This window comes from Zhongshania sp. R06B22 (assembly GCF_040892595.1).
In the GTDB taxonomy this organism is placed as follows: Bacteria; Pseudomonadota; Gammaproteobacteria; order Pseudomonadales; family Spongiibacteraceae; genus Spongiibacter; species Spongiibacter arctica.
The window spans coordinates 108988-133364 of the sequence record NZ_JBFRYB010000002.1; the positions used below are offsets into that span (position 1 = coordinate 108988).

Genomic DNA, 24377 nt, shown 5'->3' on the forward strand with positions numbered 1-24377 from the left:
ATTATGAAGCTTGCACAAGAAAAGATGCTGGACGACATTGAGCTAGATTCTAAAGAGCCACGTACTAATTCCGCTATTCCAGATCATGAGGTTGTTGTGGTCGGCTCGGGTATATCTGGGCTCGGTGTGGCAATAGAGCTGAAAAGACGTGGAATTGAGTCTTTTATTATTCTGGAGCGTGCTCAAGACGTTGGCGGCACTTGGCGTGATAATCGATACCCAGGGGTGGCTGTCGATATACCGTCTTTGGTCTATTCGTTTTCCTTTGAGCAGAATCCAAATTGGTCGCGCGTATACGCGCCTGGTGATGAGCTCCAAAACTATTCTCGTCGCTTGGCTAGTAAGTATGGAATTTATCCTAAGATCCGCTTTGGCGTTAGTGTTGAAGATGCGGAGTTTGATGAGGTCCGTAACTTGTGGAAGTTGCGAACAGATAGTGGTCTGATCACAGCGCGTCACCTTGTTGCTGCTTCCGGCGGGCTGGTCACGCCTAAATTGCCAGAAATAAATGGTCTTGAGGGTTTTAAAGGTAAGGTAATGCACTCGGCGCAATGGGATGAGAGCTACGATCTCGCCGGTAAACGAGTTGCAGTGATAGGCACCGGAGCTAGTGCTGTTCAGTTGATTCCGAAAATTGCACCAGATGTAGAACATCTTGATGTCTACCAGCGCACACCAATTTGGGTGCTTAAAAAGCCAGATGGGAAAATTCCCGCTGTCGTGCGCACCGCATTTCGCTGGTTTGGTGGTTTACAGAACACTGCCCGTGTTACTGGCAATGCGATGATGGAAGCTGCTTTGATCATCTCTACCGTCTACTACAAGCGAGCTCCCTGGCTAGTCCGCTTCTTCGAGGGTGTAGGAAGAAAAAATTTGGAGGCGCAGCTGCCCGACCATCCCGAGTTGCGGGAGAAGCTGATGCCGAAATACGGTTTTGGCTGCAAACGCCCTACCTTTTCCAATGATTACTTTTCTACGTTTACCCGCGATAACGTAGAGCTGGTAACAACCTCTATTGAAAGTGTCACGCCCACCGGCATACGGACGGCAGATGGCGAAGAGCGGGATATCGATGTCCTAATTTTAGCCACCGGTTTCAAACTGTTCGACAAGGACAACCTGCCGACCTTTAAAGTCCGCGGCCGCGAGGGTGAGGTACTGGGCGAGTTTTGGGATGAGAATCGCTATCAAGCTTACGAAGGCATGACCATTCCTGGCTACCCCAACTTTTATATTATGTTGGGGCCCTATGCTCTGGTTGGTTCATCTTACTTTGTGATGGTTGAGGGTAACGCCACACACCTTGCACGCTTGGTACAAACGGCGCGCGAGCGCGATGCCACATGCGTGGAAGTTCGCCAAGATGCCCATGACCGGTATTTTGAAAACGTTCAGCAACGTCAGAAAAATACCGTGTTTTTTAATAATAATTGCAGCGCAGCGAGCAGCTACTATTTTGATAAGCACGGTGATGCCCCCTTGGTTCGACCTTCGACCTCGGTGGAGATGTTGTTGCGAGCTAACTTCCTCCCAATGAAGCATTACCGGTTCAAGCGTACCCCGGCGGCTGCGCTAGCAAAGCAGGTCTAAGCAGTTCGGACGTTTATTTTCGAATCAGCACCTCAAATCAGCCGCTCTTCGAGCGGCTTTAACTTAACATTTCACCGCCTTCCGTTGTTTTTATATCGGATTGGGAACTCGGTGCTATTCGGGGGCGCACAATTGACCCGAGTGAATAATAAAAGCGGTAGGCGTAATTAAGATGGTCATTGAACCCTGGCTTGCCTATGTGGCGATTCCACCAATAACAGCATGTGTTGCTTGGCTGACCAATTGGGTGGGTATAAAAATGCTTTTCTTCCCAGTGCGATTTGTGGGCTTCTGGGGAATTATCGGTTGGCAGGGGATTATTCCACGGCTTCGGGTGCGGTTGACTCGCACACTGGTTGGCTTTTCTGTTGCTAAAATTGCCACGCCTGCTGAAGTCCTTCGAGCCTTGGACGAGAGCGAGGTAGTCAATGATTTGGCGGCGCTACTCACACCGCAGATTAATGATTGGGTAGACGAAATCATTGATGAGCACGGTGTTAAATTGTGGCAGGTGGCGCCTCAGGGGATTCGGAATAAGGTGTATGAAAAGGTGCGTGAGAACGTGCCTGATCTCGCGCGAGCCATCCTCAAAGAGCTTGAGGGCCGTGCCAATTCGTACCTTGATATTGAGCAGCTCGCGGTTGACCAAGTAAAGGATAAGCCAGAGTTTCTCAACGAGCTGTTTCTAGAATGTGCCGGTAAGGAAATGGATTTTGTGATTCGCTCCGGCATCTACTTTGGTGCGCCTTTGGGGGTCATCCAAGCTTTGGCCTGGTATTTTCTGCCGTTGCCTTGGGTTTTACCTGTGTTTGGCGTTTTGGCAGGTGCATTCACAAACTGGATTGCGCTGCAGCTTATTGCCCACCCGGCCAACCCAGTTAAGGTTGGCCCATTCACCGTGCAGGGTTTGTACTTGAAGCGCCAGCATGAGGTCAGTCAGCTATTTGGCGAAACCTTCTGCAAAAACTTTTTGAACTCGAAAGTGCTGGTCGAGAGCCTGTGGGAAGGACCGCACGCAGACGAAGTGCATCGTATGGTACGTCGGCACGTTCGCGGCGCGATAGACGAGCATATGCTGGCGAAGTTTATCGCCTGGGCTTCCCTGAAGGATGGTGGAGGTGGGTTGATCGCAGACAAATCAGTTAAGATGGCCTTCGGTGGAATTATGCGTACCGTCGGGAGCGCTGAGGTTAATGCTCAGTTAACCCAGCCGATCAGTGATCTTATCGGCAGTCGCATGCGGGCCTTGCCGCCGCGAGAGTTTCAGCAATTGCTGCTGCCCGCCTTTAATGAAGACCAAGTATTGGTTGTTCTGGTGGGTGGTATCCTTGGTGGGTTCTTGGGCTTTATGCAATTAGTGCTATTGTTTGGCGGCGGCTAGCCTTACGCGTGGCTGGTAAGCGGCAGCTTCGTTTTTATAGAGTTATATTTAATGGTATTCCTTTAACTAAGCCACGAGTGGAGAAAATATGAAATCTGTTCACATAGCGGTTCACCGTCAAATCGCCTGCCCTGTAGGCGATGTTTTTGAATTATTGAAAGATAGCGAAGCGATGGGCAAGGCTGCAGGTATGCCTATGACGCTTATTGTCGAAGGTGAGGATCGTGATGGTCCGGGCGCTGTGCGTCGTGTCGGTCCGCCGGTTGTCGGCGTGGAAGAGACCATAATCGAAGTGATACCGAATGAGCTGATTCGCTATCGCATTTCCCGCAATGGTGGGCCGATTAAAAACTACGAAGCGCAAATGCGTGTCGAGGCCAAGAACGGCGGCACTGAGCTGTCTTGGATCATGGACTTTGAGGTGCCTTGGGCATTGTCTGGCCCCCTTCGCATGACTCTTCCCAAGGTCGCAGGTTTTGCATTGAAACGCCTGGGCAAGCAGCTCGAGTCTGGCCAAGCAGTCCCTAGCGCCTCTTAGGCCTAGAGGCGCGTCTATGGGTGGTGACACTAGAGGTCCTAGATTGGGACTTTACCTGTGATCAGCCCCTGAATTGAGCGGGGGACGAGCGGCAATAATCTATAGAGGACCTTGGCCTCTAGGCCGACCGCCACCTGCTCTCGATTGTGTTTTATAGTTGATACGATGGCATTCGCCACAAGCTCAGGCGAGTGTCCGTACTTTTGGAAAAACTCGTCTACTCGGCTGGCTTCTACTTTGCTGCGACCCACCATGTGTGAATTTGTCTTTGTGGGCCTCTAAATGCTAACTGACTCCGTTGTCCAATCCCAGTCATCCGTGGATTGATCAAGGGGTCGCACATTTAAGGCGACCCCAGCATTGTTGATTAATATGTCCACCGGCCCTCGGTCATTTTCTGTTTTTCCTGCGACTAATCCAAGTTGAGTTGGATCGGCGGCATCTATCTTGGTAAAACAAAAGCGCAGTGGCCTTTCCGATTCCACTTCCCGCGCCAGTGATAAGCGCTCTAGCCGCCTTGATAGTCACATTATTTTTACTCATTGAGCCGAACTTTCCATTGATCGAAAAACATAGCTTTGTTCAGGGCTCGCATAGGTCTCGGTCCACGATACTTTGGGGGCCTCGCCAGAATAAAGGGGAGTTTTGCCGTCTTTATCATAGTAGTAGCTGCTTGATGTTGCGCAGGAGCCGGTGTGATGTACGGATTGATCAAGCAGTTTATCCATATCGGCCATATAGGCATCTACGGCTTCGGGTTTAACCTCCACTTCAGCGGAGCTGCGACTCTGGGCAGTTTGCACGCATTTGACGATATGCTCGCTGATCAGATCGGCGGTTTCAAACCAGCTGGTGCCGCCGGCGTAAGGAATACCAAGATTGAGAAACAGATTTGGAAAGCCGCTCACGGTGGCGCCGCGAAATGCTTTGAAGCCGTCGCTGTTATGCCAGTACTCACGTAAGTTGAGACCCTGCCGTCCGGCAATCGGGAATGCTGGCAGACTGGTCGATGCGTCGCCCAAAATATTGAAACCAGTCGCAAGGATGATCACGTCAAAGGGATCTGCTTTGTCGGCGCCTCGCTTTAGAATGCCGTCTTTCGTCAGCCGCTCAACTCCATCACTAACAAGACTGACATTAGATTTTGAGAATGCTTTGTAGTAGTTGTTTGAAAAGCTGGGACGCTTACAGCCGAGGTTATAGTTCGGTGTGAACTTCTCTATAAGCGCGGGATCTTTCAGTTGTCTGCGAATATTCCAGCGGCCGGCCGACTCCAGTAGGCGATGCACGCGCGGGTGTTTGCCGGATGCAGATAACACCACTTGCAGGAAATAGGCGATGCCGCTGTAGCTTAGTTTGCGAGATAGGGCGTAGCTGCCAGGGATATTTTTGAATGCCCAGCGAAACGGCGACGCGATATTGAAATCGAATTTGGGCAGTAGCCAGATTGGAGTGCGTTGGTAGACGGTGAGCTGAGCGGCGGCATCAGCGACTATGGGAATAAGTTGCACCGCGCTTGAGCCGGTACCTAAGACCGCGACACGCTTGCCACTGAGATCTAGATCTTTTGGCCAGCGGGCGGTATGAAAAAGTGTTCCCTCGAAGTCCTCCAGATGGGGGATCTTCGGTATTAGCGGCGAGTTGAACGCCCCAGTCGCTTTTATCAAATACCGGCAGCTATACTCCTCTCCGTCATGGGTGCTGATGTTCCACTGTGCATTGCGGTCATCGTACTCCGCCTTACTGACCTTGACGCCGTAACGAGTTTGCTCATCCAGACCGTGTTTCGTCCGAGTCTGATTCAGGTATTTCATAATCTCTTCGCCACCGGCGTAGAGTTTGCTCCAGTTCGGATTTTGGTCCTCGGCGAACTGATATACCACCGAGGGGATATCGCAGGCCACGCCCGGATAGATGTTCTCGCGCCATACGCCCCCGGCGCCTTCGGCAGATTCCAGCATCAGAAAGTCTTTGAAACCTCCACGAAGTAGAGCGAGGGCGCTACTAATACCGGAAATACCGGAGCCTACAATAATGAATTCATGGTGCTTGCGATCTGTATTGGTCACTGGGATTTTCTCCAAAGGGAATCTGTTATAGGGCGGCGCGATCTGCGCTGTCCTGATGGGGAGCTGTTGCTTGGCTGGTTACAGCGCCGATGAATTCGGCTGCGTCGCAAAGCGCTTCTTTCGCCTCGCGCAGTCCAAGTCGATCAAAGAGGGGCCATACATGCCACATGCCCTGCCATATCTTGAGCCGGCAGTCCGCACCGGCTTCAAGGGCGCGGCTATGGAAGCGAATGGAATCGTCCAGCAAAACCTCGTCGCTGCCCACGTGTATTAGAGTGGGTGGATGATCCGTCAAATCGCCGAACAGCGGTGACATTAATGGGTTTGTGGTGTCTTGGCCTGCCGAGTAATGCGCCGCAGCCTCGGGTAGGGTGGCGACGTTGGTCAGTACCACTTCCTGCTTGCGTTTACTCAGTAGCGAAGGCCCGCTCAGGCTAAGGTCGGTAAAAGGTGACATGCAGTAGATGCCAGCGGCCTGCGCTAGACCCAGTTCACGAGTTCTCAAATGTGTTGCCAGCGCTAGGCCGCCGCCGGCGGAATCACCCGCGATGACCATATTCTCGGCCTGCTCGCCGGCGTTCAATAACCATTGCCAAGTAGCCACGGCATCATCAACTGCCGCTGGAAAGGGGTGCTCAGGGGCAAGGCGATAATCAATGATCAGGCAGCGCGCCTGCGCTGTTCTGGCAAGCCGGCCTGCAAGCTCCCAGTGACTTTGGATGGAGCCGCTGACATAGGCGCCGCCATGTAAATACAAAATGATAGGGCTGTTGGCGGCAGCTCCTTCGGGGATCAGCCACAGAGCATCAAGGTTGCCGGCGCGAACCGGAACACGCTGCACACCGCTGAGCTTGGTGGAGAACTTACCGATTAAGTCCAGCCGTTTGCGGATTTTCTGGGGCGTAACATTGTCAGCGCCCATTAATAATTTGAATACCTGCCTTAAAATGGGCTTAAGTATTCGCCCGTAAAGACTTGGCGAGTTGTGATGGACTGGAATCATAGACGTTCGGCCGGTAATTGACGTAGAAGGGCTAGGCATAGGCACTCTCATTATTATCGCTTACTCATAGCGAGCACTTACTTCTCTTTGCTAATGCGGTTTGGTGGGTGCTCGCCGCATCGTGAGAGTGATACTAAAGTAGGTTTTGACTGAGAGGTTGACTTTAGGCGCAAGTGGGTTTGACATTAGGCGAACTTGCGGAGGTTCGAGAATAAAATATTCAATGGGGTGTTGAGGTAGGGAGAGTTTTTATTTGTCGCCGAGTTTGGAGTTGATTTAAGTAGCGGGTAGGGAGGGGGGCATTTCTTGTCTTGGGTATTTCCTTGATTATCCTCCTTAGATTAATTGTCTGTCGATTGAATCTTGTTCTTAACTTTGTATTCTCTAGGGGACTGCCCAGTCCAGTTGCGGAATGCCCGGCTAAAATTACTGGGGCTGTCAAAGCCTATCAAATAGGCAATCTCACTGATATTTTTGCGGTTCTCTTGCAGGTGCTGGATGGCAAGTGTCTTTTGAATTCGGTTGACCACGCCACTAAAGGTTTGGCCGTGATTTTGGAGGTTTTGTCGCAATACGCGTTCACTGGTGCCCAGCTTACTGGCGATCTGTTTTAAGCTAAATTCTCCGAACGGCATGCCCTCAATGATCAGTTGCTCGCAGCGGTGCACAATATCTTGTTCATTAAATGTCGCCAAATACTCGGTTAATAGCCGGTCGTTTTCTCTGGCGAGTGCGGGGTTGCCGCCGGGAAGACGGACATTCATGATGGTGAGGTCAATTTCAGCACCAATGAAATCCTCACCGGTTTTGACTGGTGCCGATGCAGTTTCGGAAAATGCGGCGATCACCTTCTCGTGGGGTTCGCCGGGTAAGTGAAGGCAGCGAATGGGCACTTGACCGCCAAACAAATCCTGAATGATCCCTATAGCGGAATAGCCTAGGCTTTCCATTAATAAATTTGAATTCGGTGTATCTTTGAGTTGCTCGCGATACATTTCTGGGTTCCATCTGCCCATGACCAAATAGTGATCATCGCATAGCTTAGCTTCAATCAAGAAAGCGGAGCCGAGGTAGTCGCAGAAACGTTGTAGGCGTTCAAAAAAGTCCAGCAGTGTACTGCTGCATGACAGCGCAAACCCTAATACATTTAGGTGGGTAAGTTTCAGACTGCGGTAAAGATTCAGCGCCGCGCAGGGATCGCCAGTTTGCTGTTGAACTTTCTCTAATAGTTTAATGACGGTGATGACCGAAACGCGGTCGCTGGGGCTGTTAGAGGAGGGTACGCGCGCGCCCACTTCGGCAAACATTGCTTCAACATCCATACCTTCGCGGCCCAGAACCCAAGCGAGCAATGCCAGATGATTGCTCGATAGGTCGGACATCCGAAGATTGTCGGCCGGTTTTGTACTGTCCGTTCCGGTCTTGCCTGGAATGTCGTGCGTCACGTAACTTCGGACTCCTGCCTGAGGGCGCTAAATAGCGATGATCGATCAGTTAAATCGCGCTATCAACGAACAAATAGCCAAACATATTTGGCTAACAAATAGCCGTAGAAGTTTACGTTAACTGACTGTTTACCGCAATTATTCAAGCTTAGCAGCGCCACTGTCAATCGTGGTTTTCCGCATTACACTGCTGCATGTCTGGCCGTGCCAGCGCTTAAATGAGCGGCTGAATGCACTGAGTTCAGAATAGCCCAATATTTCAGATATTTCCGTCATGCTAAGTGTCGAGCTGTGCAGATACTTTAATGCCAGATCGTAACGAACCGCGTCCTTGATCTTCTTGAAACTGGTGTTGTGGCTTTGCAGGCGATTTTGCAGGGTGCGTTCGTTTACGCCTACAGAGTGAGCGACTTCCTCAACTGTACATGTACTATAAGGCAGCAAGGCGCGCACGGTATTTTCTATTCGTTCAGGCAGCCCAGCTTGAGAAACGCCGGTGTCCCAGCGGAGCACTGATTGCATCAGCCGGTGTGCTCGACTATTGGCTGAATCAAGAGCCACATCTAAGGTCTTGGCAGAAAAATGGATGACGTTACGTGCTTGGTCAAAGCTCAATTTGTCGCCAAAGAGTTGACGATGCATTGAGATATCCGGCGGCGCAGAATGTCTAAATTCCACCGCCAAGGGACGAAAGTCGGGAATGAACTTTCTGATATCATTAACGCAAAGCGCAAAGCCGTATTCGGCCCCTTGTGCGGTGTTGAAAGTGTGGTTAGATGCCGTATCCCAGCTCAGGCATAAGCCCCCCGTAGTTTCCTCAAGCGATATCGTCGCTGCCCGCGTATACATATCGTAGTTATTATTGAGGTCTTCTAGCATCTGCCGCAGTGATTTGGCACTTCGCAATAAGACCCACAGTGGTCCGAAGATATTCATACCATTGCGCGCGGCCAAGCGCATACCAAAGTTCGGGCACTGATAAAGTCGCGCCGCCGTGTCGAAAAATTTCAGAACCGCAGCGATATCTACCGGGATATCACCGTCGCTCAAGCTGGCAATGGGAACCCCCGTTTCTTCTGCCAGCGGAATTGGGTCACCGCCAAGCTCTCTGATCAGCTCCGCTGCACCGGATAGTACCCCTCCGGGTATGTATTTGCTTAACATGAAACGCGTGTCCAATCTAAAAATAAGAAATTGCTTACTTCACGACACAATTGACTAGTCGCAAAATATTCGCCTAATGTCAATTGAACGCCACCAACTGTCAAGGTCTGCTTATTGCTGGCGCCGGGCAGAATGCCGATGCGGCCGCTGTGGAGACCGCATTGAGGGATGAGTTGCGGCGCAAAATATTTTGGTTTTCGTGGCTCATTCTTTGGTCTGACTCGGCAGCATAAAATATCCTAGATTTGGGCTTCGATATTAGCAATATGTGACTAAGGTATAAAAAGGAACGCCAGCGAAACGCTAACGCGCCGGCTAAGTTAATCGCTATACATAAACAATGCGGATATTAAAAAAATGAAACTGATCCCTCTACTCTTTCTGCTGGTCACTTTATATGGTTGCTCGAATAGAGCGGTTTATGAGGGTGTTCAGTCTGGTAATAGAAATGAATGCGCTGAACTCCATCTGTCTCAATATGATGAGTGCATAGACGACGCTAATAGATCTTTCAATGAGTATGAGCGGGAACGGAAAGAGTCAGTCGGCCAGTAGTATTTTTTATTGCGGTATTTTAAATGCATAAAGACAAGCAATCGGTTCCCCATAACCGGCGCTGCTGTAAGGCCACACATTGCAGTTAGTGTAAAATGCATATATTTCCGGCAAACAGTGCCGATCACGCGACACCAAATTATAATGTCAAAAAGATAAATTCGGTAAACCTCGTCAGAATAAGCCAGAAAACCAAAAGCGCAATGTGGATACTCCGAGCGAATTTAATTTTGATTCATAGGGCATCATCTGCGCCTGCCCTGCGGGCGATAAAATTAGTCTCCGCTGCGGTCGACCGCGCGAGATCAAACCCAAAGATCTACTTCTAAGGCTAGCTTCTGCGACGCAGAGTTTGTGCAATAAAAGATGAATGTTTACAAAACTTCTGAGCGACAGATCACCGAAAAGGTGCGGGGAGGAAGTATCATTTTTACTAGAGCATAAATGCAAACGAAATTACACTAAGCAGATCACGTAGCGAGTCGACGGTGACAAAGCTATGCAGGTATTCCGTCACCGTGTTTCAGCTCTGGAGCAGGTAGATACGAAATGGAAGCTCTACGGTGTGGTGCATAACAGTGAAGAGCTGATGAATATCCGATAATATCGCCTTAGGTGAATCAGATTTAGCGATTAGATGCTGCAATAAAAAAATAATATACAGGCGATGAAAATATGAAAATCTTTCTTTACTCGGTAGGTTTAATTGCGGTTGCGCTAGCGGCAGTCGTAACGACTGTGCAGATCCCCTCCGTGCAAGGAATTCTTTTGGAGCGGGAAGTTGCGCAGCGAGCATCTAACATTCCAGAGGATCTTTTTGTTGATGATGCTGTGCGGGTCACGCTTTGTGGTAGTGCCGCGCCTATGCCGGTTCGAGATCGAGCGGCTGCTTGTGTGATGGTGATTGCGGGGGGGAAGTACTACATTGTTGATACCGGAAACCGCAGCACCAATAACCTTGCGCTCTGGAGGATTCCGTCTGCGAGAGTGGGGGCCGTACTATTAACCCATTTTCATTCCGATCATATCGGAGACCTTGGTGAGTTCAATATGACGACCTGGGCCCAAGGCCGCCCCGGCCCTTTAACCGTGTACGGACCCAAAGGCGTTGAACAGGTGGTCGAAGGATTCACTCGAGCATATGCCTTGGATAGTCTCTATCGAACAGCACACCACGGCAAGGAGATTTTAGATCCTGCAGTAGGAAAAATGGTAGCTAGAGAGCTTACCTTGGATGGCGATTCTGCGGTCGTCTTAGAAGATGGCGATCTAAAAGTGCAGATGTTTCGCGTCAATCATTCGCCAATTGAACCTGCTGTCGGATACCGTTTTGACTATAAGGGGCGATCTGTCGTGGTCAGCGGCGATACGACGAAAGTCGAAACGACCATAAAGTTTTCTCAGAACGCTGACGTGCTGATCCACGAGGGTCTGGCTAGACATATTGTGAAACGGATGGAAAAGCATTTTGCTTCAAAAGGGGATAAGCGTTTAGAAAAGATTATGTTGGATATAGAGGATTACCATACATCCCCGATTGAGGCGGCCGAAGTGGCAAATGAAGCCAATGTCAAAGAGCTGGTTTTGTACCACCTTGTTCCGGCTCCGCCGCACGCTCTGGCAGAATGGTTCTTTATGCGCGGTGTGAAAGACATTCGCTCGGCTGGGGTCACTCTGGGGTACGATGGCTTAACACTTGTGTTGCCCGTAGGCTCTAATGAAATACGCCAGCTAAATCTTGATGCAAGGTACTAAATAGACGGATTTACTTTTATCTGTATCTGCTTTGTGTGAATTCTTGCACCTAGGCCTTATCTAAATTGCGCTTATTGGTAAAGCTTTGGCGCAGGTGGCAATTCAAGATGGTAAGTCGCTGCGGAGCAGCCTTGAAGATAACAAGCCGATGGGGCAAATGGATGAACCGTGAGAAATTTCCAATGCGTGCTTGCTTTGGGTGTCAAATTACTTTGCCGTTGTGGCGGACTCTGAAGCTGTCATTGACGGCGGCTACGCGGGGTAATAAAGAAAAGGCTAACCCGATCTAGTCATTTAAGGGATGCGGATTTGATGTTTCTCGGCAAATTCAGCCGCGTTTTTCATGCTGCCAAACGAGTTCAATAGCATTTCCGAGGCACGGTCTTTGACTTCTTTTTCTTCGCTGGAAGTTAGTAAATTAATCCATGTGCGAACGAGTGCTACAGGAGGTTCTCTTTTTACTGCCACGGGTGATCCTGATGTTGAATTTCTGCGCCGGGGTAAGGCGTTATGAATTTGCTTGGCATAAATAGGATATGCACCAAAAGTCTGGGGCTCATTATATGACAAACCTAGCCCCTTTGGATATTCAGAAAATTCGGTTCTCGAATTTCCCCTCAAAGCCAGTGTTGCCTAGGCCTTCCCAATCATTTCGGATAGACATACCGAGCATTAATAAAAGCAAGGGTATCACTGCCAAATGGCCTATAGAAATTTTAATCTAGCGTGTTGTTTTGTATTCCATGTTAACCCGCCATTTACCCGGAAAAGTAGCTTGTTATTATCTTACGTAAGTGAGCTGCTTGCCCCATCTGAGTCTTGAGATGGGGCATACCATTCTGCAAATATTGGCGATAAGTGGTTTAAATTTCAGCGCAATTAAACAGGCCCCAACTTTGCAATTTACCACGTCAATTAGTCTGTTTTTAATCTGCCAATTGACCTGGTGTTAACAGGTAATGACCAACAAACCATTCTTGTCCGCCGCGATATGCAAACAGTTCTGAGCAGGCCAGTATGAACATGCGCCAGCGCTGATACTGCACTTTAGGATTTGGTGCATCTTCTAAAATATCGAGCGCCTGAGCTTTGTTGTCGTCCAACTTTTCTAGCCACGCTTCAAGAGTCTTAGAGTAATGTTCGCCATTAACGCGCCAACTATCGACCATGCGCATATGCTCGGAGAAATGCATCAATGTATCGAATGCAGGCATTTGCCCGCCGCTAAAAAAGTTATCTGTCATCCAGCCGCCGTCAAAAGGATAATGCAGGTAGGCGTGGCAGAATATATGCACAAACATGAGGCCGTTTGGCTCTAGCCATTGCGATACGTTGGCAAGCAGATCCCGGTAGTTGCGGACGTGCTCCAACATCTCAACCGTGATAACACGATCAAAGCGAGTATTGAGGGTAAGATCCCCGACGTTACAGGTAATGACTTCTACATTACTTAAACCGCGTTTCTTCGCCTCCCCTTTTATGAATAACCGCTGGCCCGCTGAATTGGATACGGCGGTGAATCTAGACCTGGGGTAGCGTGCAGCAGCCCACAGGGTGAAGCTACCCCAGCCGCATCCTAGATCGAGAATCTGTTGACCATCGGCTAGCTGTGCGCGCTCAGCGTAAATCTCCAGCATCGCGTGTTCTGCGTCTGCTAGGCTGCTGCATTGCTCATCCCACCAGCAGCTACTGTACTTCAGGCAGGGCCCGAGCATGAGTTCAAAAAGCGCGGCGGGCACTTCGTAGTGCTGTTCGTTCGCGTCGGTGGTATTGATGGCTATTTCTGAATGGCGCAACTCATCTCGAAATTGCCTACGACGAGCTTCATTGCTATTCAAATCATCACTGGCTTCCTGCACTAAACGATCTGCAAGTTCTCTACGAATCCCGCGCCGGAGCAGCATATCTGGTACCAAACCACGTTCGGCAAGTTCTATTGGGTCTATCATGGCTAACTCCTTGACTGAGAGATTATTACTATAGTCGGACTACGAAACCATCAGGAATACGGATCTTTATCAGTATATATTTTTAATAAAAAAGAGCCGCTAAGCGGGCCTTTCAATGCTAACTATCGGGATGGTGAAACGTAGTGTTGTCTGTGACTGCAGTGGAGTTTCTTGCAGCTAGGGCTTTGATATGAATCATTGGGCTCGCTCGATTAGGCCCATTCGTTGCCCTCTGCGCTAATAAGTGTGCAAATACCCATAAATTGTCGGGTACATCCATATTACCCCCCCCACCCCCCCCTTCACTGGGGGGGGAATATGTTTGGCGATCTTTATAGATTAGATTGGCAAAAAAGATTAACTGCCTAGTAGGTAGAAAAATAATAAATAAAAAGACTTCAAGGGAGTGGGGCAGGACATGAGTTCGGCTAAAACGTCAGTCAAAAGAAAATGTAAAAAGGTCTTTGCCGTCGGCGAAGTCCCTTCTCTATTTATGTTGCTGGTTCTGTGTGGCCCCGTGGCGAATGCCCAAGAAAGGCAGGAAAAAGCGAGTCGTCAGCTGGAGGAAGTGACCGTCACAGCTCGTCGCCGTAGCGAAAGTCTACAGGATGTTCCAACGATGGTTACAGCCATGAGTAACGAGGATCTGCAAAAATACGGTATCAGCAGTGTGGAAGACCTGGAAATCACCACGCCGGGATTGTTATATGCGGACGCTGTCGGCTATGCAATGCCCTATATACGCGGGGTTGGTAGTAATTCTTTTTCGCCCGCGGTCGATCCTACCGTGGGCACGTTTCTTGACGGTTTTTATAGTCCCTCCACGGTGGGCGCTCTGCAATATATTGGTGATGTAGAGAGCATACAGGTGCTAAAAGGGCCTCAGGGTACGCTTTTTGGTCGTAATACGACTGCTGGGGCTATCGTTATTAACACCAAGAAGCCGGCCGAAGCTCTCGAGGGAAGTATTCAATTTGGTATGGGTACACGCAATAAAGAGTCTTTAAGCGCTTATCTTTCAGGACCTTTGTTTTCAGATTATGTCGGATTTTCGGTCAGTGCCTACACAGATAGTGTAGATACTCACTACACCAGTACGTTTCCAAATAGACAGTTTGAGTTTGCTCCGGAAGAGCGCGAGGGTATTCGTGTAAAACTCCGATTTGACCCTACAGATTGGTTGAGTCTTGATCTCTCGTATACAGAATCTGACTCACAGGGCAGTAAGGGTATTGTTGTCCAGTTGGAGAAAACCGGCCTGGTTAATGCGACTTCATTAGCTGCTAGATCACCAGATCGGCCGCGCCATACTGCACAGAACGTAGATGGCTTTACCTCTATGGAAAGTGAATCGCTAACCGGTAAACTCACGTTTATTAGTGACAGCATTGAAGCATGGGCGTTAGCTGGATATACGGATGTCGTCGGTGGCACCTTGGGTGATTTAGATGGCTCAGAAAATGACCTTTTGAAATATTCTTATAATAAAGAGAACGATGAATACTTTTCTGATATCGATTCCTTGGAGATGCAAATTTCCTCAACTAATGATTGGAATTTGTTTGGCCTTTCCTACAACTGGCTGCTAGGTGCTTATACAGGAGATGCGTCCGCTGGGTGGGATCCGCTGGTGTTTGAAATTGGAGCGGATGTTGCTGCATCTATCTTGCCACCTCTTCCGCTAAGTGGCGGAGTTAAAGAATCTGTAGCAGGTATCGTCGATACTGATGCGGACGCTTTTTTTGCAAACTTTTCTATTGAATTGACCGAGTGGATGGCATTGGACTTGGGTGTTCGGCGTTCCGAGGAAACTCGAAAAATAGCAAAAAACAAGGCTCAGCTAACTACATCTGTTGACCTTGGTCTCGTCGACCTTGGGTTCATAACGGAGCAGGTCCCGGTTGTTGTGAGGGATATAAGTGGGCCAGAATTAGTATTTGAAGATACCTCATACCTTGTTGGTGTGAACTTCTTTCCCAGCGACATTGGTATGTTCTATGCGAAATTTGTACAAGGTTTTAAGTCGGGTACCTGGAATGTGACCGCGCTATTGACCGCGCCAGATGCGGTTGATCCTGAAGAAGTCGATTCCTATGAAGTCGGTTTCAAAGGCGAGTTTTTCGATCGATCGCTGCGTCTCAATACTGCGGCCTTTCGTTATGACTATCGGGGCTTGCAAAATTATCAAGTAGAAATAGCCAGCAGCGGTACTGTATTGGTTAAATCGATTGATGAGGCGGAGATAAATGGTGCTGAGTTTGATCTTACGTACATGCCCCCGATAGACGGTTTGCAGATCATTTTGAATGGCTCTTATATTAATACCGAGATTACCGAATGGCCAGATGCACCGTGTTATGACGAAGTCACATACTTGAGTTCTGGCGGCTGCGATTTCTCAGGAAATGAGTTGGGCGGTGCGCCTAAATATAGTGCTAGCCTAGATATTAATTATCAATTCAGTTTGTTCAATGACGAGTTTCAGATTGGCGCAAATTATTACGAAAACGGCGGTTTCTTTTTCGACGTCCAGAATTTAGTTGAACAAGAGAAATACGGAATTTTCGGTGTTCGCGCTTCGTGGATAAGAGATGAGTGGGGAACGACTGTATCGATCTCAGGAAAAAATATCACATCTGAAGACTATCGCGATTTTGGTATCGTCTTCGAGGCTGGAGAAGTTGTTCGTTACGCGCCGGCCGCAGAGTGGAATGCTTCGCTTAAGTGGGAATTTTAATAATTTTAAGTTATCTGGTGATTTGGTGTGCTTCGCCTGATTTTTAAAGGCGAAATTGTCGGTATTTTTTCGAAGAATAAATTGAGCAGGCGGACTCGAACTTGCAAGCTTCGGGTTTTTAGAAATCCTGTTGACTCATGAAATGTTATTTTATCCGTATTGCATTCCGAGGCGACTCTTGCTTATGAGATATAAAGGTATTTTAAATAATATTAGGGTCTCACAAAGCTCCGCCAATCATCCTGTGGCTGCATCTCAAGCGATGTATTTCTTGGGTTAGATAGGAAGTTCTTATAAGGCGTGGCGCAGTTCGTTAGTTCGATGGGTTGTCGATGCTGTCGAAGGACATAGCGGGCTTTGCAAAAAAACTGGACTTTGACGGACAGAGACCTGCCTTTAACGAAAGCTATCTTTTGTAGACATAGCGATTCGACCTTTTAGAAGTGATGCGTGTTGCAGCCGGGAGGGCAAAAGATGGCGGTAGATTAAACAAAGTTATCTGGATTTTTAGGATGCTGCTTTAAGCCCCTTTGAGGCTTAAGGGCAAAGATATTTCGAGTGGGGGAGGAGAGGTGATGATAGTAGCGAGGCGAATCGCTGGACTGGCGCTTTTAGTGTTTACAGCTGCTGGTTTCGAGGCTGTGGCCGAAGACCGGGCGTCCGCTGATCCCAAGCCCGATGGGCGATCGCAAAACCCTATTTCTGCACTAACGGGTGATCTCGCTGCCTCTAAGCTTAGCCCAAAGAATCGACTGCTTGAGGAAGTCGTCGTTACGGCACAAAAGCGCAAGGAGTCGCCGCAGGATGTGCCAATCTCACTTCAGGCATTTAGCGCTGAAAATCTTGAGGCGCGCGGTGTTCTGGACAACTTTGGCCTTCCCAAGATTACCCCGGGTCTCACTATCACCCAGCAAGTCGGGTATACAACGACATATATTCGCGGTATTGGCAGCGATGCTTTTCTGTTGGCAGATCCTAGTGTCGTGAATTATATCGATGGTATTTACCAGCCGTTTGCATTGTCTCTGGTTCAGGATTTTGGCGCGGTTGAACGGATCGAAGTGCTCAAAGGCCCTCAGGGAACGTTGTTTGGGCGTAACGCCCTCGGCGGTGCGATTAACGTAATTACTAAGGACCCGTCCACGGAATCTGTGGAGGTGTCATTGCAAGCTGTTATCGGCAGCTTTCAGCAATCAAACAACCGGTTGCACGTCAATCTGCCCATAGCCAATTGGCTGGCGGTCAGTCTATCCGGCGTTTTTAACACTCAGGAAGCTCACCATGATGGTCGACTCGATGTGCGCCCGGACAATACCGATGGTCGTGACTTGCCCAAGGAGAAGTCGCAGGCTGGCCGCTTTAAGCTTCGTCTTTTACCTGCCGAGTGGTTGGATATCAACCTAGCCTACTATCGTCTCGACATTGAGGGTACGGGCACAGTATTCGCGGTGAATACCGAGCCTAGCTTGATCAGCGAGTTGGCCGGGGTTAGGCCAATGGATCCCTACAACGGTGAAAACAACGAGGCGGTATACTCTGAAGCGATCAATGAAAATTTCTACGGTAAGGTCGACATAAACGCTCCATGGTTAGATATCAAGGTTCTGGCCAGTGAACAGCGCATTGTTTCGCGCCAGCTTTTTGACTATGACGGAGCGCGGCAGCCGTTAGTTACATTCGCCTTGGATCCTGGTGTGGCCGATGTTCGTACCACAGAACTGCAGCTACTTTCGAATGAAGGGAGTTGGGGTTCGGACTGGCTGGAGTGGATCTTGGGAGCGTATTACTTTGACGCGACGCAGGGCCTTTCCGGGTTCCTCCAAGCTGCGACAACTGACCTAGATAGGGGCTTGCTTTTGGGGGCCAGATTGCCGGAGGTTGTGCCCGCGACGCTCGAGGCCCTTCTGGGTGATTCTCTGTTGCCTACAGGGACCGTTGACGCGGTGGGTCTGGTCGGGACGGAGTCGCTGGCGATTTTCTCCCAAGTCAAGTTGGACGTGACGAGCTGGTTGTCGCTGACCGGTGGGCTCCGCTGGCAGAACGAGGAGCGAGTGCTGATAGAGTCCAGTTCCGGCCTGCGCACTCTCGGGGGGCAGGTTGTTCCCTTGCAGAACTTCAGCGGTCGAGATAACCCCGACTTTCGTGATACGACGCGTAGTCTCGATCCTAAGCTGGTCCTTGAGATGCGTCCAAACTGGCAGATCCTAGGCCCCGATGCGATGTTGTACGCCTCGTGGCAAACTGCTACCAAGAGCTCCACTTTCAATGCCGTGAATATCACTGATGATCCGGAATATGTCCGGGCGGAGGAGCTCACCGCTTGGGAGCTGGGAATGAAAACCCAGCTTTTCGACGGCTTGGCATCGCTCAATTTGGCTGCCTTTCAGTACAATATAGAAGACCAGCAGGTGCAGTTTATTTCCGTTCTAGAGGGTGGCATCGCGACATTTGAAAACGCGGCTGAAGCGCAAATTCAGGGTTTAGAAATTGAAACGACTGCGCAACTATTTCCGTCCTTGTGGAGCGGACTCGTACTCAATGTGGCTTATGCCTTTTTGGACTCGGAATATGTTTCTTTTCCGGATGGCTCCGGCTTTGATGAGGACACTGGTCTACTCACCCAAAATAATGACTTCACTGGTAACCAAGTGGTGCGGACACCGGAGCTATCGGGAACTGTCGGGCTAACTCAGGCTTTTGATCTTCCCAGCTTGGCTGGCACGATTGAGGTCGGCGCCAGTTATTACTACAACAGTGGCTTTTACTACCTAGCTCAGAACACGCCGAACGTTCAAGAAAATGCATATGAACTGGTTGATGCTCGGCTTACCTATATCCATAACCTGTGGAACCTGCGGGTGTCTGTGTTTGGTAACAATTTGTTAGGAGAGAAATACAACTACAGTCGCTTGGCCACCGACTTTGGAACATCCGACGCCGTTGCACCGCTGCGCTCAATCGGTCTGCGCCTTAATTGGGATTACAGCTTTTAGTAAGTGCACAATGCCATGGCCGGCAGCATTAAGGGATATGGATTTGATGTTTCTCAGCAAACGCAGCAGCACTTTTCATGTCCCCAAACGCGTTCAACAGCATTTCCGACGCACGATCTTTGACTTCTTTTTCTTCGCTGGAAGTTAGTAAATTAATCCATGTGCGAACGAGTGCTACCGGAGGTTCTCTTTTGTCTGTCACGGGTGATCCTGATGTTGAATTTCTGCGCCGAGGCAAGGCGTTATGAATTTGCTTGGCTTAAATAGAATATGTACCAAAAATCTGGGGCTCATTATATGACAAACCTAGCCCATTTGGATATTCAGAAAATTCGGTTCTCGAGCTTCCCTTAAAAGTCAGTGTTACCTCGGCGTTCCCAATCATTTCGGACAGGCCTACCGAGCATTGATAAAAGCACGGGTATCACTGCCAAAGTTCTACTAGCAATTTTTACCTAGTGTAATCAGGTCCTTGTACTTTCTGGCGGTTTTGTTTGTTGTCAGTAAGCGCGGTCTGCTCCCTAAAGCGAACTCCATAAAAATGAAAATCCAGTAGTAATTTACCATTTTCCTTACCTGCTCTAATGTTGCCCATGACATATTGCTCCGTTCGCCATATGGATATCCATTTGGTTAAATTGGCAACTACTTAACATTTCTTCTTCATACCGCTTTCCATAGGTATAGAATTTTGCGTCGCCCGAATGGCTTGATGTAGTGCTTACCTTCCAGCAAAACACTTTCGTTAAGTTGTGCCGTGGTTGACGTTATTTTGTCTGGCGTAGACGGCGGCGGTAATTCATTGGATATGTTAACTGGGTTAATAGATAAATCGCTGGGTGGCTTTCGTTGCGGTCTTGCATAGATAAGAGTGGTACAACAAGTAAAATGAGAAGACGGTCTCAGTGCCGTCTTTTTTTTTCGTTATAATCTAGGGTCGGTTTTCCCTTGCAGTCGTTATTGTGTCGTACTGTTTAAATAGGGCGGAATGAGAGGCAGCGATCGGCACGTGGTGTCAGGCTAGCACCTCGATAGTGACTTGAAGGAATAAGAAAATGTTGAAATTATCTTCGAAAAGTAGGGCATTTATTTTAGCTCTCAGTGCAAGCTTGGTACTCACCGCCTGCGGTGGGTCTAGTAGCAGCGGCGGTGGAAATTCAAATACTGTTGCTGATGGTGGTTCAAACGGCGGTGCTGATGGTGGTACGGACGGCGGTACAGATGGTGGCACGGATGGTGGTGATGAAGTTGCTAGCTATCGTGGTATTGAAGGACCCTTGGACGCTGTTCAGCAGCCCTTGTCTGAACAGGTTTTTGGTGGTTTAGCGTCTGCTGCTGAAGGCACGCCTCTTCAGGCGAGCTTCAGTTGCCTTGATCAAGTCGTTGCCCAAGATACCCTTGATATTCTTGACGCAGTGTTGGCGGCGGTTAATGCTGAATCTGCGTCTGATCCAGAGCAGGCATTTTCGGCGGCGGCAGAAAATGTGCAGTTAGCTAGTAATGAACTGTTGGCAGACTTACCTGGTTTGCTTATGTCTTTGGTTGGGCAAGGTGACTGCGACGGTGCAGCTGCGCCGGGTGGTGAAAACCCACTTGCAGGGACTCCACTAGCACCGCTAGGGGAGGCTTTGGCGCCGATATTAAATGCAGGAGGCTCTGGGGGTGACGCTGGCGGAGACGACGGTACACTAGATTTAACGGCGTTGATGGTACTTACTGGTCAATTACGTGATGCTTTTGATGAAGGTTTGAGTAATTTGCCGGCTGAAGTGATGGACGCTCCAGTACTAGGTGGCGCCTTAACTACCCTTAAAATGGCCTTTACTGACCTAGATAATACGGTCGTCGCAATCGACAGTGGTAATGGCGTGTTGACAGCATTCCGTGTTTCTCAGACCGTAGAGAATCTTCTGAAAAATGTGTTAACGGGCATTGTTCCGATTACTTTTATTGAAGAGCAATCTGGACAGCAAGGTGTGGTGTCAGAGCAAATTAACAGTGGCGTCGAGGCCTTAAGTGAGCAATTACTTGGCGGCTTGGCCGCGGTGTTGGCGCCGACGTTTGATCAACTATTTGGTGGCGCTGCATCACAGCTATTTTCTGGTGTGAATACTATTCTGACTCCGATTGGTGAAGCGTTAAGCGGCAGTGCTGGTGGCGATGATGGCGGTGCTGCTGGACCAACTGGTACTCCGCTTGATGCACTACTTGCTCCTTTAGAGGCGTTTGCTGGTATGTTGCAAGGTGGTGGTGCCGGTGGTGGCGAAGGTGGTTTGACCGGAACGCCTTTAGACCTGTTGCTAGATCCGCTGGCGTCGGCATTAGGTGGCGGTGGGGCGTGCCCTCTTGCCGGTACACCGTTAGATCCCCTGTGTGCGGTCGTTACTCAATTCCAGGCTGCAACCGCCCAGCAGCCTAGTGCTAATCCGCTCGATATACTTACTGACACAGTCACAGGTCTTCTTGGTGGATTGATCCCTAAGGGCTAGATACATACCTTGGATGGTATGGATATTAGTTCTTTATTAAGAACGCTAGAAAGGTGGCTTGCAGAACATTTAGGTTGGCCTTAAATCACGCTTATATTGATGCGGCCTTGTTGGACTGTAATAACCAGCAAGGTTTAATTGCACTAAGTATTAAAAGAGACAATTTTCTCAAAGACTTGAGGTGAGGGTGGTGTTTCACTGTCGTATGCAATTCGTGGTTAAACTTTGGCTACAAATTAACAGCTTAGGCGTTCGGCGTTATTATGATAATGGAGTGTGGTGCGATATAAGCGCCTGTCGTTGACCGAAGGTCGATTGGTAGAGTTTGGAGTTTTACTAGATCACGCTTTGTGCGCAGGATGGGCACAGAGGTCCAAAACCGACAGGCGAAAAAAAACGGCAAGCCAGTAAGTAACTGATTTGCCGTTCTTTAATATGGTAGCGGGGGCAGGATTCGAACCTACGACCTTCGGGTTATGAGCCCGACGAGCTACCAGACTGCTCCACCCCGCAACTGATCTGCTGTCGTTTTCTCTATGACAGGGCGCGCATTATAGGGGCGGAAATTGAGTAATGCAACTGCTTCTCGAAGATAAAACAAAATAAGCACTTTTTTATTGGTCTGCACAGAAAAGCACTGTGTTTATAGCGTTTGTGCGATAGCTGTTTAGTTTGTTGCTCGTTTAGGGCTGGTGATTTTTGGAGTTCGAAAAAGGAATCACTACTTCATCGCCTCAGTTTCGCTTACTACCGGGCGGTCAGTTCTACTGCCGCGCATTATATCGCTGTCTGGCGTGTCGGTGCCGTTGTAGTGTGCGAGCATCACGTGGTCGTCGTGGACCTCTACTAGCACGCCAACAAAGGGCATATCCATCATTGAGCCTGCCACTCGGTAGCTCACAAGGTCGCCTGGCTTAAATGTCTGGGGGTCAAAATTTAGGTCGAAGGGGCACTTCTCGCCGTCTGCACCGCTCATATCCATCATGGTTTGTCGCCTCTATTATTAGGTTGTGCTTCTTAGTGCTTGGGCGTGAGTGTAGCAATTTTATAATTTCTAAACAGTAGCACTGCCCGTGGCGTTCGCATTCTAGACGATGATAGCTGCTTGGCTGTTGAGTTTTTGACGCTGTAAATATTGGCGTCATCAGGCTAATCTGTGTTCTTAAATCGAATTAAGGGATGCAACATAGCAATGAGAATTCTGCGCTCCATTATCTATGTATTGATTGTGTTAATGGCGACACCGTTTTTATTGGTGCATTACGGTCCATCAGGGGTGGCCACAACATCGAAGGTGGCCCTTAACGCTTTGTTTGGATATGGCGGCGATGAGCCTAGTGCGGATATAGTTCGTCAGCAACTGGATGTCGCTGATGGCTTTCGATTGGATTTGTACGCGACCGGTCTCGGCAAAATTAGATTCATGTACGCGACCGAGGCCGGAGATATTTTGGTCAGTCGTCCGCGTAGTGGCGAGGTGCTGATATTGAAGGCAGACGCCAATCGTGATGGATCGCCAGACGACGTCAGCGTACTGTTAAGTGATCTCACGCGTCCACACGGCATAGATTACCTCAATGGCTGGCTGTACGTCGCCGAGTCTAATGCGGTGGGAAGAATTGCGTTTGATGCGGTGTCTGGCAGGGTTAGCGGCGTCTACACGAGGGTGGTCACGGGACTCGGTGATAAGGGTAATCACTGGACTAAGACGTTGCGGGCGGGTTCAGATGGCTGGTTATATTTGAGTTCGGGATCAACCTGTAATGTATGCGAGGAGGAGGACCCACAGCGCGCAAGCGTTATGCGTTTCAAGCCTGATGGCAGCGAGCTAAGCATTTACGCCACCGGTTTGCGAAATAGCGTCGGTTTGGATTGGGCGCCGTGGAGCAATGAGTTGTTCGGCACGGATAATGGCCGCGATTTACTGGGTGATGACTTTCCACCCTGCGAGCTGAACAATATTGTAGAGGGCGGCTTTTACGGCTGGCCTTATATAAATACATCGACACTTGACCCTGATTACGGTGACAAGCTACCCAAAGATTCGCCAGAGAACCTGTTGCCGGCACACGAGTTTAAGGCCCATAACGCGCCCTTGGGCATTCGCTTCTTGCGACACAGCGCCGTTGCCGGTTTTGAGCGCAGTGCCTTGGTGGCCTTGCATGGCTCGTGGAATCGGAGTGTGCCAGATGGGTACAAAGTGGTGGTGCTCAAGTGGCAGCCCGACGGGACTATAATAGAGAGCGATTTCGTTAGCGGCTTTTTGCAAAACGGGAACTTATTGGGTCGGCCTGTTGACGTGACTGAGGCTAGAGATGGCACAATTTATATCTCAGATGATTACTCGGGCTCAATTTACCGCGTTCTTCCTGATGATGGACTTGAGTCATCATTTACTTTACCGGCCGCCGTCCAGCAGGTAGATGCCGACGTGGGTGTTCTCGATGGCTACGATGAACAAAAGCGCGCCAGTTTGGCGGCGCAGGGCGCACAGCTTTATCAGCAATTTAATTGTGCGGCCTGCCATCAGCCGGCCTCGCGGATGGCGCTTAAGACCTTAGGCGAACGTTACAATGCAGCTAGTTTGGCGGATTTCTTTAGCGCGCCGACACCGCCGATGCCGGCTTTTCCGCTGAGTGCAGAGCAGCGTGAAGCAATGGCGGTGTATTTGTTTGACCAAGAGTTAAAGGCTGCGCACTGACTGGGTGC

General features: G+C 49.4%; 17 protein-coding genes, 1 tRNA gene and 1 pseudogene. 8 read left to right on the forward strand and 11 right to left on the reverse strand.

Annotated features, from left to right (window positions below):
• The first annotated feature begins 3 nt into the window (after nt 1–3).
• From AB4875_RS16385 to AB4875_RS16395, 3 genes are all read left to right on the forward strand, one after another.
• On the forward strand, nt 4–1590 hold the full coding sequence (locus AB4875_RS16385) for a flavin-containing monooxygenase (RefSeq protein ID WP_368377190.1): 1587 nt from the start codon (nt 4–6) through the stop codon (nt 1588–1590).
• Between the two features lie 172 nt (nt 1591–1762).
• On the forward strand, nt 1763–2971 hold the full coding sequence (locus tag AB4875_RS16390) for a DUF445 domain-containing protein (RefSeq protein ID WP_368377191.1): 1209 nt from the start codon (nt 1763–1765) through the stop codon (nt 2969–2971).
• A gap of 88 nt (nt 2972–3059) precedes the next feature.
• Complete coding sequence (locus AB4875_RS16395) at nt 3060–3509, forward strand: SRPBCC family protein (protein ID WP_368377192.1); 450 nt, start codon at nt 3060–3062, stop codon at nt 3507–3509.
• Nucleotides 3510–3787: 278 nt separating this feature from the next.
• Here AB4875_RS16395 and AB4875_RS16400 read toward each other — a convergent pair.
• From AB4875_RS16400 to AB4875_RS16420, 5 genes and pseudogenes are all read right to left on the reverse strand, one after another.
• Nucleotides 3788–4015, reverse strand: a pseudogene (locus AB4875_RS16400) (SDR family NAD(P)-dependent oxidoreductase); the annotation flags it as partial.
• 33 nt (nt 4016–4048) lie between these two features.
• Nucleotides 4049–5578: a flavin-containing monooxygenase gene (locus tag AB4875_RS16405; RefSeq protein WP_368377193.1), complete on the reverse strand. Its 1530-nt coding sequence runs from the start codon at nt 5576–5578 to the stop codon at nt 4049–4051.
• Between the two features lie 25 nt (nt 5579–5603).
• Entirely contained in the window at nt 5604–6620 is a 1017-nt protein-coding gene (locus AB4875_RS16410; RefSeq protein WP_368377194.1) for an alpha/beta hydrolase, read from the reverse strand.
• A 302-nt stretch (nt 6621–6922) separates the two neighbouring features.
• On the reverse strand, nt 6923–8026 hold the full coding sequence (locus tag AB4875_RS16415) for an AraC family transcriptional regulator (protein ID WP_368377195.1): 1104 nt from the start codon (nt 8024–8026) through the stop codon (nt 6923–6925).
• Nucleotides 8027–8164: 138 nt separating this feature from the next.
• Nucleotides 8165–9190, reverse strand: coding sequence for an AraC family transcriptional regulator (locus tag AB4875_RS16420; RefSeq protein ID WP_368377196.1), 1026 nt, complete (start codon nt 9188–9190; stop codon nt 8165–8167).
• 1230 nt (nt 9191–10420) lie between these two features.
• On the opposite strand from AB4875_RS16420, the gene AB4875_RS16425 reads away from it, so the two are divergent.
• Entirely contained in the window at nt 10421–11500 is a 1080-nt protein-coding gene (locus tag AB4875_RS16425; protein WP_368377197.1) for an MBL fold metallo-hydrolase, read from the forward strand.
• Nucleotides 11501–11794: 294 nt separating this feature from the next.
• On the opposite strand, the gene AB4875_RS16430 is transcribed toward AB4875_RS16425, so the two are convergent.
• Nucleotides 11795–12070, reverse strand: a complete 276-nt coding sequence (locus AB4875_RS16430; RefSeq protein WP_368377198.1) for a hypothetical protein — start codon at nt 12068–12070, stop codon at nt 11795–11797.
• A gap of 356 nt (nt 12071–12426) precedes the next feature.
• Nucleotides 12427–13449, reverse strand: a complete 1023-nt coding sequence (locus AB4875_RS16435) for an SAM-dependent methyltransferase (RefSeq protein WP_368377199.1) — start codon at nt 13447–13449, stop codon at nt 12427–12429.
• Between the two features lie 418 nt (nt 13450–13867).
• On the opposite strand from AB4875_RS16435, the gene AB4875_RS16440 reads away from it, so the two are divergent.
• Nucleotides 13868–16186: a TonB-dependent receptor gene (locus tag AB4875_RS16440; protein ID WP_368377200.1), complete on the forward strand. Its 2319-nt coding sequence runs from the start codon at nt 13868–13870 to the stop codon at nt 16184–16186.
• 575 nt (nt 16187–16761) lie between these two features.
• On the forward strand, nt 16762–19179 hold the full coding sequence (locus tag AB4875_RS16445) for a TonB-dependent receptor (protein ID WP_368377201.1): 2418 nt from the start codon (nt 16762–16764) through the stop codon (nt 19177–19179).
• Nucleotides 19180–19207: 28 nt separating this feature from the next.
• Here the strand turns inward: AB4875_RS16445 and AB4875_RS16450 are convergent, their stop codons facing one another.
• Nucleotides 19208–19381: a hypothetical protein gene (locus tag AB4875_RS16450; RefSeq protein ID WP_368377202.1), complete on the reverse strand. Its 174-nt coding sequence runs from the start codon at nt 19379–19381 to the stop codon at nt 19208–19210.
• Nucleotides 19382–19630: 249 nt separating this feature from the next.
• Nucleotides 19631–19774: an Arm DNA-binding domain-containing protein gene (locus AB4875_RS16455; protein ID WP_368377203.1), complete on the reverse strand. Its 144-nt coding sequence runs from the start codon at nt 19772–19774 to the stop codon at nt 19631–19633.
• A 460-nt stretch (nt 19775–20234) separates the two neighbouring features.
• Here AB4875_RS16455 and AB4875_RS16460 point away from each other — a divergent pair, with 460 nt between their 5' ends.
• Nucleotides 20235–21668, forward strand: coding sequence for a hypothetical protein (locus AB4875_RS16460; RefSeq protein ID WP_368377204.1), 1434 nt, complete (start codon nt 20235–20237; stop codon nt 21666–21668).
• A gap of 436 nt (nt 21669–22104) precedes the next feature.
• Here the strand turns inward: AB4875_RS16460 and AB4875_RS16465 are convergent.
• Together AB4875_RS16465 and AB4875_RS16470 are read right to left on the reverse strand one after the other, a co-directional pair.
• A tRNA-Met gene (locus AB4875_RS16465) sits at nt 22105–22181 on the reverse strand.
• A 208-nt stretch (nt 22182–22389) separates the two neighbouring features.
• Nucleotides 22390–22653: a hypothetical protein gene (locus tag AB4875_RS16470; protein ID WP_368377205.1), complete on the reverse strand. Its 264-nt coding sequence runs from the start codon at nt 22651–22653 to the stop codon at nt 22390–22392.
• A 207-nt stretch (nt 22654–22860) separates the two neighbouring features.
• Here AB4875_RS16470 and AB4875_RS16475 point away from each other — a divergent pair, with 207 nt between their 5' ends.
• Entirely contained in the window at nt 22861–24369 is a 1509-nt protein-coding gene (locus AB4875_RS16475; RefSeq protein ID WP_368377206.1) for a PQQ-dependent sugar dehydrogenase, read from the forward strand.
• Nucleotides 24370–24377: the final 8 nt, after the last annotated feature.

Bases quoted from the DNA above. Each gene is read 5' to 3' on its own strand.
- AB4875_RS16390 (WP_368377191.1), top strand. From the start codon at position 1,763: ATGGTCATTGAACCCTGGCTTGCCTATGTGGCGATTCCACCAATAACA.
- AB4875_RS16470 (WP_368377205.1), bottom strand. From the start codon at position 22,653: ATGATGGATATGAGCGGTGCAGACGGCGAGAAGTGCCCCTTCGACCTA.
- AB4875_RS16410 (WP_368377194.1), bottom strand. From the start codon at position 6,620: ATGCCTAGCCCTTCTACGTCAATTACCGGCCGAACGTCTATGATTCCA.
- AB4875_RS16445 (WP_368377201.1), top strand. From the start codon at position 16,762: ATGATAGTAGCGAGGCGAATCGCTGGACTGGCGCTTTTAGTGTTTACA.
- AB4875_RS16435 (WP_368377199.1), bottom strand. From the start codon at position 13,449: ATGATAGACCCAATAGAACTTGCCGAACGTGGTTTGGTACCAGATATG.
- AB4875_RS16420 (WP_368377196.1), bottom strand. From the start codon at position 9,190: ATGTTAAGCAAATACATACCCGGAGGGGTACTATCCGGTGCAGCGGAG.
- AB4875_RS16425 (WP_368377197.1), top strand. From the start codon at position 10,421: ATGAAAATCTTTCTTTACTCGGTAGGTTTAATTGCGGTTGCGCTAGCG.
- AB4875_RS16395 (WP_368377192.1), top strand. From the start codon at position 3,060: ATGAAATCTGTTCACATAGCGGTTCACCGTCAAATCGCCTGCCCTGTA.
- AB4875_RS16440 (WP_368377200.1), top strand. From the start codon at position 13,868: ATGAGTTCGGCTAAAACGTCAGTCAAAAGAAAATGTAAAAAGGTCTTT.
- AB4875_RS16475 (WP_368377206.1), top strand. From the start codon at position 22,861: ATGAGAATTCTGCGCTCCATTATCTATGTATTGATTGTGTTAATGGCG.
- AB4875_RS16460 (WP_368377204.1), top strand. From the start codon at position 20,235: ATGTTGAAATTATCTTCGAAAAGTAGGGCATTTATTTTAGCTCTCAGT.
- AB4875_RS16385 (WP_368377190.1), top strand. From the start codon at position 4: ATGAAGCTTGCACAAGAAAAGATGCTGGACGACATTGAGCTAGATTCT.
- AB4875_RS16455 (WP_368377203.1), bottom strand. From the start codon at position 19,774: ATGGGCAACATTAGAGCAGGTAAGGAAAATGGTAAATTACTACTGGAT.